This window comes from Fundidesulfovibrio agrisoli (assembly GCF_022808715.1).
GTDB classification, from domain to species: Bacteria; Desulfobacterota; Desulfovibrionia; order Desulfovibrionales; family Desulfovibrionaceae; genus Fundidesulfovibrio; species Fundidesulfovibrio agrisoli.
Genome location: NZ_JAKZKX010000022.1, coordinates 34,172 through 47,620, shown reverse-complemented (window position 1 = coordinate 47,620; position 13,449 = coordinate 34,172). Strand labels below are relative to the sequence as shown.

The following is a 13,449-nucleotide window of genomic DNA, read 5'->3' as shown; positions in this document are numbered from 1 at the left end:
CGCGCCGCATTCGCGTACCCTGACTGGACCCCGAAACCGGCATCCAAAGCGAGGACACCATGAGCAAGTTCCTGTTCGTGCTTTCACGTGGCCCCGAAGACACCACCCGCGCCGTGCGCGCCATGTTTCTGGCCAAGGTCGCCGCCGGCAAGGGGCACGAAGTGACGGTCTTCCTGCTGGACGAGGCCGTGTACTGGGCCAACCTGGGCATGGCCGAGAAGGTGCGCATCCCCACGGGGGACGCAATGATCGACCAGATCAGGGAACTCCAGGACAAGGGCGTGAAGCTCCTGGTGTGCAAGCCCTGCGCGGAGGCCCGCCTGATCGGCGCGGACGACCTGCCCGCCGGGTTCGAGATCAGCACCGCCTCGGTGCTCATCGACCTGGCCGTCGAGGCCAAGGTCTTCAGCTTCTAGGCGCCGCCCGCGACCGGGACTGAGGCCCGGGCCTGGCCGTTTGCGGGGCGCAAATCCCGACACGAGGTCGTGACATGAACCGAATCCTGAGGCTGGCTTTGGCGCTGGCCCTGCTTTTCCCGGCCGCGACAGCGGCCCTGGCGGGAGACTTCGCCGCGGACATGCTCCTGACGGCGGACGGAAAGTTCCTGCAGGACGGAAGGGTCTACGTCAAAGGCAGCAGGATGCGACTGGAAACCGCTGTGGAGGATGAGCTTCAGGTGTTCATCATCGATGCGGCGCTGGGCAAGGCCTGCATGCTTCAGACCGCGGCCAAGTCCTACCTGGAGCTTCCCCTGGATCCCCGGCGCCTGGGGCTGTTGGCGCTCTCGGGGCGGCCGGATGCGGCGAAGTGGCGCAGGATCGGGCGCGAGCCCATAGAAAACTGGGATTGCGAGAAGCGCGCCCTCGAGTTGAAGAACCCCGGCGGCGCCAGCGGCGAAATGACGATATGGTACGCGGAGCAGCTCGGCATGCCGATCAAGTCCGTGCTCAGGGAAGGCGGCCGGAGCATCACCATGGAATACAGGAACATCAGGCCCGGCTCCATCGCCCCCGCGCTGTTCACCGTGCCCGCCGGTTATCAACGGATGACCATGCCCGCCCCGCCCCAGGGAATGGGCGCGCCCGCGCCGGACGCCAGGCCCGCCATCCCGGCGGGAAAGGGCGCGCCTCACGCACAGGAGTAGGCCCCGGCCCGGATCACGCTTCCCCAACCCGCGCGCCCCGGACCGGCACGGTCTCCGGGGGCGCGGCCCCGCCTGGCCGGTATGGCCCAACAATGACCCCCGGTGACCGATGAAACGCGCGCTGTTTTACGTTCTCTACCTTCCGTTCTCGATGGTTTGCCTGCTCCTGCTGGCGGAACTCGGCCTGAGGCTCTTTGCCGCGCCGGTGCCCGGCTTCGTGAGCTTCGAGTTCCACCCCGACCGCGCGGGCGATTTCGCCCCGAACCGCCACCTCACGGACACCCTCATAAAAGGCCTGCCCTATACGGTCACCACCAACTCCCAGGGGCTGCGCGCCACGCGCGAGCTGGCTCCGGCCGGGAGCGGGGCCGTGCGCGTGCTCTGCCTGGGGGACTCCTTCACCTTCGGCGTCGGGGTCAACGACAGCGAGGCCTACCCCGCCCAGTTGGAGGCCATGCTGCGGGCCAAATATCCCGGCCGGGAGATCGAGGTCGTCAACGCCGGGATGCCCTTCTTCGACGTGGTGGACGAGCTGGACTACTGGGAGCAGAAGGGGCGCGCGCTCAAGCCCGACCTGGTGATCTGCCAGTTCTACTACAACGACGTGCAGACCATGAACGGCGAGTCCTTCCGCAGGGAGGCCCGGGCCAAGGCGGCCCCGTACAGCGCGTTCAGGCAGATGCTCAAGCAGTCCAGGATTTACGCCGCCGCCACCACTGCGGCCTACGAGCTGTTCAAGGCCAGGATGCTTCCGGCGCGGGTGCAGCCCGTAAAGCCCGCCGACCCCTGGTACGAGGGGCGCTACTGTCCCAGGCCGTCCGATGAGGAGGCCAAGGCCCTGGATTCCGGGGTGCTGGACCAGGCCAGCCTGGAGACCCTGGCCTGCCGCTGGGGCAAGTACTACGAGGGGCTTCTGGCGCTGCGAAGCAGCGTGGAGGCCAGCGGGGCGCGCTTCCTGTTCCTCATGGCGCCCGACGAGACCCAGGTCCGGCAGGAGCGGCTGGCTCCCTCCGCCTACCTGAACCCCCGGCTGGCCCGCGACGGCGTGGCCGCCATCGACCTACTGCCCGCCTTCCGTGCGGCCTTCCACCAGGATGGCGTGCCGCTCTACAACTCCCCTTACGATTTCCACGCCAACAGGGCGGGCAACACCGTAGTCGCCATCCTGGCGGCCCGGGCCATCGCCCTGAAGCCGGAGGGCGGCGTGGAACTGGCCGCCGCGCCCTGGTACGGGTTCGGGCACGTCTCGCGCGTTGGCCTGGCCGTGAAGGATGGCGGCCTGGCCATCCAGGGGGACGACGGCGAGCTTGCGGGCGACTGGTCGGCGGACGCGCGCATCCATGTGCAGGGGCTCCAGGCGGCCACGAACAGGGCCGAGATCACCACCTACGAGGACACGCCCGGCGTGGCCGGGCTGGTGGTCGCCTCTCGGAAACCCCGAACGTATTTCGAGCTGACCCTGCACCCCCAGGTTTTCAACGACGAGGAAAACGGCGGCCTGAAAGCCTATCTGACCCTGGACGGCGGCCCCGAGCAGCTGGTGCTGGACAGGAGCGGGAGCAGCAGCGGGGACGACGCCTACTTCTACAGCGTCTACACGCCCGGCAAGCCCTTCACCCGGGCCGAGTTGCGCTTCGTGGTGGGCAAGGGCACGGGTCTGGTCATCGACAAGTACACGGGCAAGCTCCCCGGGCGCATGCTGGTGAGCATGGGATACTGACGGAGGGACGGGGCTCCGGCCGTTCCGGCGTTGCAATCGGGGCGCGCCTCGGATAGGCCCACCCCTGCGCGCCATCCCTAGCGGCTATCGATATTGTCAGCCCGTCCCACAAACCTGCGGGCATGGCGCAAGAAAAAGTCAATGACGAGGCGCACTTAGAGTGCGTGGGGTTTGACTTCTTCAAGGCGGCGCAGCCGGCGGGTATTTTCAACAGGCTGATCGGGCGAGGCGCATCATGCAGGACGTTTCCCTCGGCAATGTGTTCAGGTTCACCTGGCAGGCGGCCATTCTCTGGGCCGTCTATCGCGGCAGTTGCTGGTTCGTGGAGGCCGTGGGCCTGCCCCTGCCCGGCAACGTGGTGGGCGTGGTGACGCTGTTCACCCTGCTCTGCCTGGGCGTGGTCAAGCTGGAGCACGTCTCCCACGCGGCGGACTTTCTGCTCAGGCACCTTGTGTTCTTCTTCGTGCCCATCACCGTGGGCCTGATGGATTGGGGCGCGGTGTTCAAGGAATACTGGCTGGAGCTTTCGACCGCCGTGGTCGTCAGCTCACTGCTCCCGTTCTGGCTGGTCGGCGCCCTGACCCAGTGGCTGCATCGCAGGGGCAAGCCGTGCGACATCTGACCACCCCCCTGCTCGTGGCGCTCACGCTGGCGGCCTACGTGCTGCTGCGCAAGCTCTACCTGCGCCGCCCCCACCCCCTTCTCAACGTGGTTGTTCTCAGCGCCGCCGTGGTGGGCGCCGTGCTCATGGGCCTGAACATGCCCTACGCCGACTACATCCCCGCCCGCGACATCATGACTTTCCTGCTCGGCCCGGCCACGGTGGGCCTGGCCGTGCCCCTCTACCGCCATCGCGGGCTGCTGCGGCTCTACGCGCTGCCCATCCTGGCCAGCGTGGGCCTTGGCGCGCTCACCGCCATGCTCACGGCCGGGGCCATCGCCAAGTATTCCGGGCTCCCGCGCGAAGTGGTCATGTCCATCCTGCCCAAGGGCGTCTCCATCCCCTTCGCGGTGGAGATCGCCCGCATGTACGATGGCGTCCCGCCTCTGGCCACGGCCTTCGTGGTGGCCACGGGCACCCTGGGTTCGCTGGTGGGGGCCGTGTTCCTGCGGCGCGTGGGCATCCGCAACCCCGTGGCCAGGGGGCTGGCCCTGGGCACCGTGTCCCACGCGCAGGGCACCGCCGCCGCGCTCGAAGAGGGCGAGGAGCAGGGCTCCATGGCCGGGCTGGCCCTGATCCTGGCCGGGGTGTTCACTGCGGTGTTCGCGCCGCTTGCGGTATGGATTCTGGGCGGGCCCTGAGCGGAGAGCGCCGCCGCCCGTTTGAACGAAGCGCCCGTATTCCCGCGCATCCTTATCCGTCCCGCACATCCCGACCATAGCTGCCCCGGCGCATTGCCCGGGTCATGTTGCGCAGGGCGAGCGGGCGTGTCCCCGGTGTGCTGTCGATGACTGATATTGACGGCCCCGAAATCTAGTATGGACGGGGTTGTGAGTTGTGACGTATAATAGTGAAATGAAGCGGCATCCACAACATTGGAGATGCAAATGATGACCAGAAGCATCAGGACGACGATGGCCCTCTTGATCGGGGTTGTCGTTCTTTGTGTCCAGTCTGTGTTGGTCTATTTCGTAGCAGCTTCCATATACGACGGAAGCCTCTCCGCCAAACGGCATGAAATGCAGCAGATGGTTGAAACGCTCACCAGCTCCGCTGCGGACTTCGGCTCGCAGCAGATGGAGAGGATGCGCGGCATATCCAAGGTCGCCGTGCTGCGCCAGTATCTCCAGACAGGAGAGCATGAAGCCGAGGCCCGGGAGCTGGTCCGAGCCATGTCCCTTGCCTCCCCGGACGTGAACACGTTCTACGTGTTCGACGCCAAGGGCAAGCAGGCGCTCTTGAGCATCCAGGGCAAGCCGGGCAAGCCCAACGACCTTGCCGACCGCGAATACATCCGCGAGACCCTGGCCGGGAAGGAAGCCTACAGCAACGTCCCCACCAAAAGCATCGCCACGGGCAAGCTGATCGTCAGCGTCACGGCCCCAATCACGGACGATTCCGGCAAGGTGCTGGGCGGGGTGGGCATGTCCTACGCGCTGGACAGCCTGATCGCCAACTACATCGAGGCCACCCGCGTGGGCAAAACCGGCCATCCGTTCATCCTCTCCCCCAAGGGCGTGGTGGTGGCCCACCCCAACAAGGAGATGCTGCTCAAGGACATCGCCTCGGAGCAGGGGGTGGCCACCCTGCTGGGCTCGCCCAAGGGCGCGGCCAGGCTGGTCCGGGACGGCGCGGAAAAGAGCGTCGTCTGGATGCGCGTGCCCGGCTGGAACTGGGTGCTGGCCTTCTCCATGGACGAGGAGGAGATCGAGTCCGCCGCCAGGCACGAGCGCAACTTCATGATCCTGCTTGGCGCAGGGGCCATTGCCATTCTCATAGCCGTGTGCCTGCTGGCCCTGGAGCGCATCGCGGTCAGGCCTTTGAAGCAGTTGGAGGCGTACGCCTCGGGCGTGGCCGGCGGCGACCTGGACAGCACGCTGGGCCTTCGCCACACCAACGAGATCGGCAAGTTGGCCGACAGCCTGCGCAGCATGGTCGCCAGCCTCAAGGGCAAGATCGCCGAGGCGGACGAGAAAAGCCGCCTGGCCAGTGATGAATCGGCCCGCGCGGCCCAGGCCTCCAGGGAGGCCGACGAGGCCCGCCACGCCGCCGAGCTGGCCAAGGCTGAAGGCATGCTTCAGGCCGCCGGCAAGCTGGAGAGCGTGGTGGAGATCCTCACTTCCGCTTCCGAGGAACTTTCGGCCCAGATCGAGCAATCGAGCCGGGGGGCGGAGCAGCAGAGCGGGCGCGTGGGCGAGACCGCCACCGCCATGGAGCAGATGAACGCCACGGTGCTGGAGGTCGCCAGGAACGCCTCCCAGGCTGCCGAGACCGCCGACAACGCCAAACACAGGGCCGAGGGCGGCGCGACCGTGGTCGCCCAGGTGATCCGGGGCATCGGCGAGGTGCAGGAGCAGGCCCTGGGCCTCAAATCCGACATGACGGCCCTGGGCCAGCAGGCCGAGGGCATCGGGCGGGTGCTCGGCGTCATCTCCGACATCGCGGACCAGACCAACCTCCTGGCCCTGAACGCGGCCATCGAGGCCGCCCGCGCGGGGGATGCCGGACGCGGTTTCGCCGTGGTGGCCGACGAGGTGCGCAAGCTGGCCGAAAAAACCATGACCGCCACCAAGGAAGTGGACGCCGCCGTCCATGGCATCCAGGAAGGTGCGCGCAAGAACATCGGCAACGTGGAGCAGGCCGTCTCCAAGATCGACGCGGCAACGCAGCTGGCCGGGAAGTCCGGTGAAGCGTTGCGTGAGATCGTCGGGCTGGTGGACATCACCACGGATCAGGTGCGCTCCATCGCCACGGCCTCCGAAGAGCAGTCCGCCGCCAGCGAGGAGATCAACCACTCCATCGAGGACGTCAGCCGGATATCCTCCGAGACCGCCGACGCCATGCGTCAGTCCGCCGCGGCTGTTGTGGAACTGGCCGACCAGGCCCAGGCGCTCAAGAGCCTCATCGAGGAGATGAAGAGCGAAGGCGGAGCGGGCCACGCGGGCGCGCTGGCCCCAGGCGCGCGCAAAGCCGCGCTGCCGGGCGGGCGGAGCTAGGGAGCTAGGCTCCACGGCCGGGTTGGCCTGATCCTGGCCGGGGTGTTTACGGCTGTGGGGGCCGCGCTGGCGGTGTGGAATCAGGAGCGGAGATGAGCGGGATGAGGGCGGCGTTGATTCCGGGCTGAGGGGAGGAAGCCGGGGGGGAGATGCCTCCGGCGGCCGGGGGCGCCGCCCCTGGACCCCGCCAAAGGGAGTTCCTCCCTTTGAAATCCCGTATGGGGTGTCGAGGCGGCGGGAACAGGGCGGTTTTCGGCCTGGAATCCCAAGAGCGGCAGTATGGTAAAGAAGCCGGCCCCCGCAGGCATGCGCCTGCGGGGGCCGGGTTTTTGTGGGGCGCGGGCGGCGCGAATATCTACATGATGGCCTTCACAGCGGTGGAGGTCATCTGCACGATGGCGTCGGGGGCCAAGCCCAGGGCGATGATCGCCGCCAGCAGGACAACGCTGGCCACGCGCACGCCGGGCTCCAGCCCGATGGCGTCGTCGCTCTGCGGGGGCACGGTGTAGATGGCCCGCACCACCTGCAGATAGTAGTAGATGGAGATCGCCGTGTTGATCGCCGCCATGATGACCAGCATCAGGTGCCCGGCCTTGTAGGCCCCGGTCAGCAGCATGAACTTGCCCATGAACCCGACGAACGGCGGTATGCCCGCCAGGGCGAACATGCTCACCGCCAGGGTGAAGGCCAGCAGGGGCGAGCGCCTGTGCAGGCCGTTCAAATCCTTGATGGTGACGTTGGCGCCCGTGGGCGACACCGTGCAGATCACCAGGAAGGCCGCCAGCATCATCACCAGGTAGCCCGCCACGTAGTAGAGCGCGGTGGCGAAGCCCAAAGCCTGCATGGTCACGAAGCCTAGCAGGATGTAGCCCGCGTGGGCGATGCCGGAGAAGCCCAGCATGCGCTTGATGTCCGTCTGCACCAGGGCCACCAGGTTGCCGTAGAACATGGAGGCGATGGAGAGCGCCGTGAGCGTGGTGATCACGGCCTGGGTCTCGGGGGTGGCGAGGGCGCAGAACCGCGCCAGGATGGCCACCGCCGCCACCTTGGGGATGGAGGCGATGAAGGCCGTGGTGTCGTTGGAGGCCCCCTGGTACACGTCGGGCGACCAGAAATGGAACGGGAACACCGCCAGCTTGAACAAGAACCCGCACAGCATCATGAGCAGCGCCACCCAGGCCACGGGCTGGCCCATCACGGCGTGCATGGCCGGGAGCAGCTTGTACAGGTAGGTGGTGCCGGTGAGCCCGAAAACGTAGCTCATGCCGAAGAGCATGATGCCCGTGGCCACCACGCCGAACAGGATGTACTTGACCGCCGCCTCCATCTGCTCGCGCATGCCGCCGCGCTCGTCGCGCATGGGCACCAGCAGGTACAACGAGTACGAAGACAGCTCCAGCGACAGGAACAGGGTCAGAAGCTCCACGCTGCTGGCCAGCAGGGTCAGCCCCAGCATGCTCGTGATGAGGAAGAAGTAGTATTCGGGGCGGATGTCCTCGGCCACGTCCTTGAGGTCCGTGCCGAAGAGCAGCACCAGGGCGAAACCGGCGGCCAGGGCCAGCTTCACGATCTGGGAGAACAGGTCCACCCGGTAGGCGTCGTAGAACAGGCTGCCTTTCAGCGGCAGGGTGAGCACGCAGGCCGCGATGGTGCACAGGGCCAGGGCCAGGGTGATCTTCCTGACCGCACCCGGGGGCACCGAGACCATGCTCAGGCCGAAGACCACGAGCCCGCCTATGATGAGGACCAGTTCAGGAGCGAAGAGCAGTGCGTTCATATGTTGGCCTTGGTTTGTAAGTCCTGTTTTCCGTTCAGCGCGGCATCAGCTCGGTGAGCGCCAGCGAGTTCTGGGCCGTATACGCGGTCTGCGCGATGAGGTTGGTGATGCTCGGGCGTATGGCCTTGAGGAAGGGCTCGGGGGCCAGGCCGATCCAGAACACGAAGACGAGCAGCGGGGCCAGGGTCACGGTCTCGCGCCAGTTGAGGTCGAACATCTTGGACTGGTCCGGGTTGGCGGTGCCGCCCCAGATGACGCGCTGCAGCATCCTGAACATGTAGGCCGCCGCCAGGATGGCGCCGGGCACGGCGCAGGCAGCCACGATCTTGTTGTTGAAGAAGGCCCCCGCCAGGATCAGGAACTCGCCCACGAAGCTGTTGGTGCCCGGGAAGGCCAGGGATGAGAGTGAGAAGACCGTCAGGTAGGTCACGTAGATGGGCATGAAGCGGCCAAGCCCGGCGGCGGCCGACAGCTCGCGGCTGTGGCTGCGCTCGTAGACCATGCCCACGCAGAAGAACAGCGCGCCCGTGGTCACGCCGTGGTTTATCATCTGGAGCACCGCGCCCTCGATGCCGCGCTGGTTGAGCGCGAAGATGCCCAGGGTCACGAAGCCCATGTGCCCCACCGAGGAGTAGGCGATGAGCTTCTTCATGTCCTGCTGGGCCAGGGCCGTGAACCCCCCATAGAGGATGCCCGCCACCGAGAGCCACTGCAGGAAGGGCATCAGCCCCACCGTGGCCGCCGGGGTGATGGGCAGGCAGAAGCGCAGGAAGCCGTAGGTGCCCATCTTCAGGAGCACCGAGGCCAGGATGACCGAACCCGCCGTGGGCGCCTCCACGTGGGCCGCGGGCAGCCAGGTGTGGAAGGGGAACATGGGCACCTTGATGGCGAAGGCGATGAAGAAGGCCAGGAACACGTAGAGCTGGAAGGTCGACGAGTAGTTCTGGCCCATGAGCGCCGGGATGCTGAAGGTGCCCTGGCTGATGTAGAGCGCCACGATGGCGACCAGCAGCAGCACCGACCCGGCCAGGGTGTACAAAAAGAACTTGATGGAGGCGTAGGTCTTGCGGGGGCCGCCCCAGACCGCGATGAGCAGGTACATGGGGATGAGCATGGCCTCCCAGAGCACGTAGAAGAGCACCAGGTCCAGGGCCATGAACACGCCCAGCATGGAGGTCTCCATGATGAGCAGGCAGATCATGAACTCGCGCACCCGCGTGGTGATGTAGCGCCAGGAGCCCAGCACGCACAGCGGCATGATGAGCGTGGTCATCATCACCAGCAGGATGGAGATGCCGTCCACGCCCAGGGTGTAGTTGATGTTCAGCGTGGGAATCCAGGCGGCGTGCTCGCCGAACTGGTAGAGGTGCGAGGTGGTGTCGAACCCCCACCACACAGGCAGGGAGAGGGCCGCCACGGCCAGGGTGACGATCAGGCTCCACACCTTCACCGCGTTCTCGCCCGGCAGCATCAGGGCCACCACCGCTCCCGCCAACGGCAGGAAGATCAGTAGCGAGAGGATCGGGAACCCGAATGTATTCATGGTCAGAAAGTCCATTCCCACGCTCCTTGCTCAATGAGATCGAGGCACGGCCAGGGCTTCACGGGCTCAGGCCGCGGCCAGGACGACGAGCACCACGGCGACCACCGCCAGCATCAGGATGATGTTGTACTGCAGGCGCCCGGCCTGCGCCCCGCGCAGCACGCCGCCCGTCTCGCGCACGCCTCGCGCCGTGCCGTCGATCACGCCGTCGAGGATGTTCCAGTCGAACCAGGACCAGAAGCGCGAGGTCTTCATCAGGGGGATGAGCCCGATGGTGTTGTAGGCCTCGCTCACGGTGTCGTCGGCGGACTGGATGGGCTTGCGCGCCAGCCAGAAGAAGGCGCGGCCGCCCATGCGGTAGAACCAGTCCATGTCCAGGCTGATGACGGCCTCAGGGGTGAGCTTCTTGAGCAGCAGGAAGAAGCCCAGGGCCGTGAACAGCAGGATCTGCAGCGTCTCGGACAGGTGGTAGGTGTCGTACGGGTGGTACTGCGCGGCCACGTCCGGGTAGGGCAGCATGTCGTAGAGGTACGGCGTGTAGCAGCCGATGAAGATGCACAGGAAGGAGGCGATGAGCATTGCCGCCTGCATGTTCAGCGGCGGATCCTTGGCTTTTTCCCAGGTCTCCTTGCTGCAGTTGTTCTTACCGAACCAGATGTAATAGGGAACCTTGAGGCCCGTGTGCAGGAAGGTGCCCGCCGAGGCCAGCATCAGCAGGAAGGCGGCCCAGAGGTTGTGCTGCTCGAAACCGGCGGCCACGATCATGGATTTGCTCACGAAGCCGCTGAACAAGGGGAAGGCCGAGATCGAGAGGCCCCCTATGAGCGTGAACAGGAAGGCGCGGGGCATCTTCTTGTAGAGCCCGCCCAGCTCCGTGAACTTGCTCTTGCCCGTCATCTGCAGCACCGAGCCGCAGCCCATGAACAACAGGCCCTTGTAGAGGATGTGCGCGAAGGCGTGCGCGCAGGCCCCGTTGATGGCCATCTGCGAGCCGAGGCCCACGCCCGCCACCATGTACCCCACCTGGCTGATGATGTGGTAGGCCAGCAGCCGCCGGGCGTCGTTTTCGAGCACCGCGTACACGACGCCGTAGAGGGCCATGCACACGCCCAGGGGCACCAGGATCTCCATGCCCGCGAAGCCGCGCGCCAGGGCGTAGACCGCCGTCTTGGTGGTGAAGGCGCACATGAACACCGCGCCCGAGACCGTGGCCTCGCCGTAGGCGTCGGGCAGCCAGGCGTGCAGCGGGGGCACGGCGGCGTTGAGGATGAAGCCCGCCATGATGAGCCAGGTGTAGAGGTGCGGGTCGCCCACTCCGATGGGCCCGAAGGAGATGTCGCCCCCCGTGGCTTGGTAGCGCAGCACAAGGCCCGCCAGCAGCATGAGCCCGCCCGCCGTGTGCACCAGCAGGTACCGGTAGCCCGTGGCCAGCGACTCCTTCCGGCCCCTGAACCAGACCAGGAACACCGAGGAGAAGGCCATCAGCTCCCAAAACAGGAACAGCACCAGGTAGTCCCCGCAGAAGATCACGCCGAGCGACCCGGCCACGTAGATCCAGGCGGCCAGGTGCTCCCAGGTGTTCTCCACGTGCAGCCCGTAGATGGTGCCGATGATGCACATGAGCGTCATGATGTAGGCGAAGACCATGGAGAGGCCGTCGACCCGCCCGAAGGTGAGCGTCCAGTCCAGGAAGCGGGCCTGCCCGTAGACCCCGAAGTGCCCCTGCATGGAGAGCACGTCCAGGAAGGCCAGCACCGGCACCGCGATCAGCACGGCCTTGCGCATCGCCTTGGGGGTGATCTGCAGCACGAGCGCGCCCAGGATCAGGATGAGCGAGGGGTGGATCCAGAGATCAGTCATCGTAGTAGTCCTCGCGGGTCATGATCCCCTGGTGGCCGTACCACTTGGAACCGATGATGATGATCACGCAGGCCGCGAACCCGAACAGCGACCAGAAGCCCGGGATGTGCTCCACCATGGTGTGCGCGTGCTCCTTGGAGACGAACAGGGCGTCCCAGAGCACCAGCAGGGCCAGCACGCCGATGCAGCACCGGATCACCAGGGTGAGCCGGTCGCGCAGGAAGTCGATGAATTTGACGATCATCCGGTCACCGCCTTGACGAAGAGCATGATGGTGTCGGGGAAGATGCCTATGTACACGGATATGGCCGCCGCGATCAGGATCGGGATGACCATGGAGAGCGGGGCCTCCTTGATGCCCGCGGAGACCTCGCCCTCGGGCCGCTTGCCGAAGAAGGCCTTGTAGGTCACCGGGGCGAAGTAGGCCACGTTCAGGAGCGTACTGGCCAGCAGCACCAGCAGGATGCCCATGGAGTGCGTGGGCATCTCCATGGCGCCCACCAGCAGTTTCCACTTGGTCACGAAGCCCGCAACGGGCGGCGCGCCGATCATGGAGAGCGAGGCGATGGCGAAGGCCCCGAAGGTGAAGGGCATGGTGCGCCCCAGCCCCCCCATCTCGGAGATGTATTTCTTGTGCGTGGCAACGTAGATGGCGCCCGCGCAGAAGAAGAGCGTGATCTTGGAGAAGGCGTGGTTGGCGATGTGCACGATGCCGCCCTGGATGCCGTCGACCGTGAGCAGGGCCACGCCCAGCACGATGTAGGAGAGCTGGCTCACCGTGGAGTAGGCCAGCCGGGCCTTCAGGTTGTCCTTGGTGAGGGCGATGATGGAGGCCGCCAGGATCGTGAAGGAGACGAAGTACGCCGTGGGCACGCCCAGGTTCAGCGCGCCCATCAGGTCAGTGCCGAAGACGTAGAGCATGACGCGCGTGGTGCAGAACACGCCCACCTTGACCACCGCCACCGCGTGCAGCAGGGCGGAGACCGGCGTGGGCGCGACCATGGCGCCCGGAAGCCAGTTGTGGAACGGCATGATGCCGTTCTTGGCGAAGCCCAGGATGCAGCACCAGTAGAGGATGGTCACCAGGGTGTCGTTGACGCCCTGGGGGAAGATGCCGGTGTGGATGTTGTGGGCGAAGTCCAGGGTGCCGGTGAGCACGTAGATCACGATCATGGCCGGCAGGATCAGGCCCTTGGCCGTGGTGGTCAGGTAGACGATGTACTTCTTGGCCCCTTCGTAGCCCTCCTCGTCCTGGTGGTGTGCGACCAGGGGGTAGGTGCAGACGCTCACGATCTCGTAGTAGAGGTAGAGGGTGAACAGGTTGTCCGAGAAGGCCACGCCCACGGCCCCGAACAGCGCCAGGGCGAAGCAGGCGTTGAAGCGGGTCTGGGCGTGTTCGTGCAGGCCCCTCATGTAGCCCGCCGAGTAGAACACCGCGATGATCCACAGGAAGGAGGCCACCATGGCGAAGACCATGGAGAAGGCGTCCGCCCGGAAGGTCACCGAAAGGCCCGGCAGGATGCTGAACAGGGTGTAGTGCAGGGTCAGGCCCTTGCCCAGGGGCGCGGGGGCCACGTCCGGCACGATGGACATGATGATGGCGAACATCACCAGTGAGGCCACGCTGGACCACGACTCCCTGATGTTGGGGTTGCGGCCCGAGAGCATCACCAGCACGGCCCCCACGAGGGCCGCCAGGCTGGCTGCCAAAGGCTTGATGGATTCGACGCTGTCCATGGCGGGCTCTC

11 protein-coding genes are annotated in these 13,449 nt (G+C 66.2%); 6 read left to right on the top strand and 5 right to left on the bottom strand.

The features are described from left to right. Positions 1–59: 59 nt before the first annotated feature. The 6 genes from MLE27_RS14435 (at position 60) to MLE27_RS14410 (ending at position 6,521) form a co-directional block, all read left to right on the top strand. Entirely contained in the window at positions 60–416 is a 357-nt protein-coding gene (locus MLE27_RS14435) for a DsrE family protein (RefSeq protein WP_243312796.1), read from the top strand. A gap of 74 nt (positions 417–490) precedes the next feature. Then, on the top strand, positions 491–1,144 hold the full coding sequence (locus MLE27_RS14430) for a DUF4412 domain-containing protein (protein ID WP_243312795.1): 654 nt from the start codon (positions 491–493) through the stop codon (positions 1,142–1,144). Positions 1,145–1,253: 109 nt separating this feature from the next. Continuing rightward, positions 1,254–2,864: an SGNH/GDSL hydrolase family protein gene (locus MLE27_RS14425; protein WP_243312794.1), complete on the top strand. Its 1,611-nt coding sequence runs from the start codon at positions 1,254–1,256 to the stop codon at positions 2,862–2,864. A 235-nt stretch (positions 2,865–3,099) separates the two neighbouring features. Next, positions 3,100–3,486: a CidA/LrgA family protein gene (locus tag MLE27_RS14420; RefSeq protein ID WP_243312793.1), complete on the top strand. Its 387-nt coding sequence runs from the start codon at positions 3,100–3,102 to the stop codon at positions 3,484–3,486. Then, a complete protein-coding gene (locus tag MLE27_RS14415) occupies positions 3,474–4,166 on the top strand; it encodes an LrgB family protein (RefSeq protein ID WP_243312792.1) in 693 nt (230 codons plus the stop codon). Before MLE27_RS14420 ends, MLE27_RS14415 begins: the two co-directional genes overlap by 13 nt. Positions 4,167–4,553: 387 nt before the next feature. Continuing rightward, positions 4,554–6,521, top strand: a complete 1,968-nt coding sequence (locus tag MLE27_RS14410) for a methyl-accepting chemotaxis protein (protein WP_243312791.1) — start codon at positions 4,554–4,556, stop codon at positions 6,519–6,521. A 355-nt stretch (positions 6,522–6,876) separates the two neighbouring features. On the opposite strand, the gene MLE27_RS14405 is transcribed toward MLE27_RS14410, so the two are convergent. The 5 genes from MLE27_RS14405 to MLE27_RS14385 are packed head-to-tail and all read right to left on the bottom strand — an operon-like array spanning position 6,877 to position 13,438. Further along, positions 6,877–8,298 carry an NADH-quinone oxidoreductase subunit N gene (locus MLE27_RS14405; RefSeq protein ID WP_243312790.1) on the bottom strand — a complete coding sequence of 474 codons (1,422 nt, stop codon included), beginning with the start codon at positions 8,296–8,298 and terminating at the stop codon, positions 6,877–6,879. 34 nt (positions 8,299–8,332) lie between these two features. Next, positions 8,333–9,856: an NADH-quinone oxidoreductase subunit M gene (locus tag MLE27_RS14400; protein ID WP_243312789.1), complete on the bottom strand. Its 1,524-nt coding sequence runs from the start codon at positions 9,854–9,856 to the stop codon at positions 8,333–8,335. Positions 9,857–9,907: 51 nt separating this feature from the next. Beyond that, positions 9,908–11,701: a Na(+)/H(+) antiporter subunit D gene (locus MLE27_RS14395; protein ID WP_243312788.1), complete on the bottom strand. Its 1,794-nt coding sequence runs from the start codon at positions 11,699–11,701 to the stop codon at positions 9,908–9,910. Continuing rightward, positions 11,694–11,945, bottom strand: coding sequence for a hypothetical protein (locus tag MLE27_RS14390; RefSeq protein WP_243312787.1), 252 nt, complete (start codon positions 11,943–11,945; stop codon positions 11,694–11,696). Before MLE27_RS14390 ends, MLE27_RS14395 begins: the two co-directional genes overlap by 8 nt. Continuing rightward, positions 11,942–13,438: a monovalent cation/H+ antiporter subunit D family protein gene (locus tag MLE27_RS14385; RefSeq protein ID WP_243312786.1), complete on the bottom strand. Its 1,497-nt coding sequence runs from the start codon at positions 13,436–13,438 to the stop codon at positions 11,942–11,944. Before MLE27_RS14385 ends, MLE27_RS14390 begins: the two co-directional genes overlap by 4 nt. Between the last annotated feature and the right edge of the window lie 11 nt (positions 13,439–13,449).

Excerpts from the sequence above, each read along its gene's own strand:
- MLE27_RS14435 (WP_243312796.1), top strand. The coding sequence starts at position 60 with ATGAGCAAGTTCCTGTTCGTGCTTTCACGTGGCCCCGAAGACACCACC.
- MLE27_RS14430 (WP_243312795.1), top strand. The coding sequence starts at position 491 with ATGAACCGAATCCTGAGGCTGGCTTTGGCGCTGGCCCTGCTTTTCCCG.
- MLE27_RS14425 (WP_243312794.1), top strand. The coding sequence starts at position 1,254 with ATGAAACGCGCGCTGTTTTACGTTCTCTACCTTCCGTTCTCGATGGTT.
- MLE27_RS14420 (WP_243312793.1), top strand. The coding sequence starts at position 3,100 with ATGCAGGACGTTTCCCTCGGCAATGTGTTCAGGTTCACCTGGCAGGCG.
- MLE27_RS14410 (WP_243312791.1), top strand. The coding sequence starts at position 4,554 with ATGGTTGAAACGCTCACCAGCTCCGCTGCGGACTTCGGCTCGCAGCAG.
- MLE27_RS14405 (WP_243312790.1), bottom strand. The coding sequence starts at position 8,298 with ATGAACGCACTGCTCTTCGCTCCTGAACTGGTCCTCATCATAGGCGGG.
- MLE27_RS14400 (WP_243312789.1), bottom strand. The coding sequence starts at position 9,856 with ATGGACTTTCTGACCATGAATACATTCGGGTTCCCGATCCTCTCGCTA.
- MLE27_RS14395 (WP_243312788.1), bottom strand. The coding sequence starts at position 11,701 with ATGACTGATCTCTGGATCCACCCCTCGCTCATCCTGATCCTGGGCGCG.
- MLE27_RS14390 (WP_243312787.1), bottom strand. The coding sequence starts at position 11,945 with ATGATCGTCAAATTCATCGACTTCCTGCGCGACCGGCTCACCCTGGTG.
- MLE27_RS14385 (WP_243312786.1), bottom strand. The coding sequence starts at position 13,438 with ATGGACAGCGTCGAATCCATCAAGCCTTTGGCAGCCAGCCTGGCGGCC.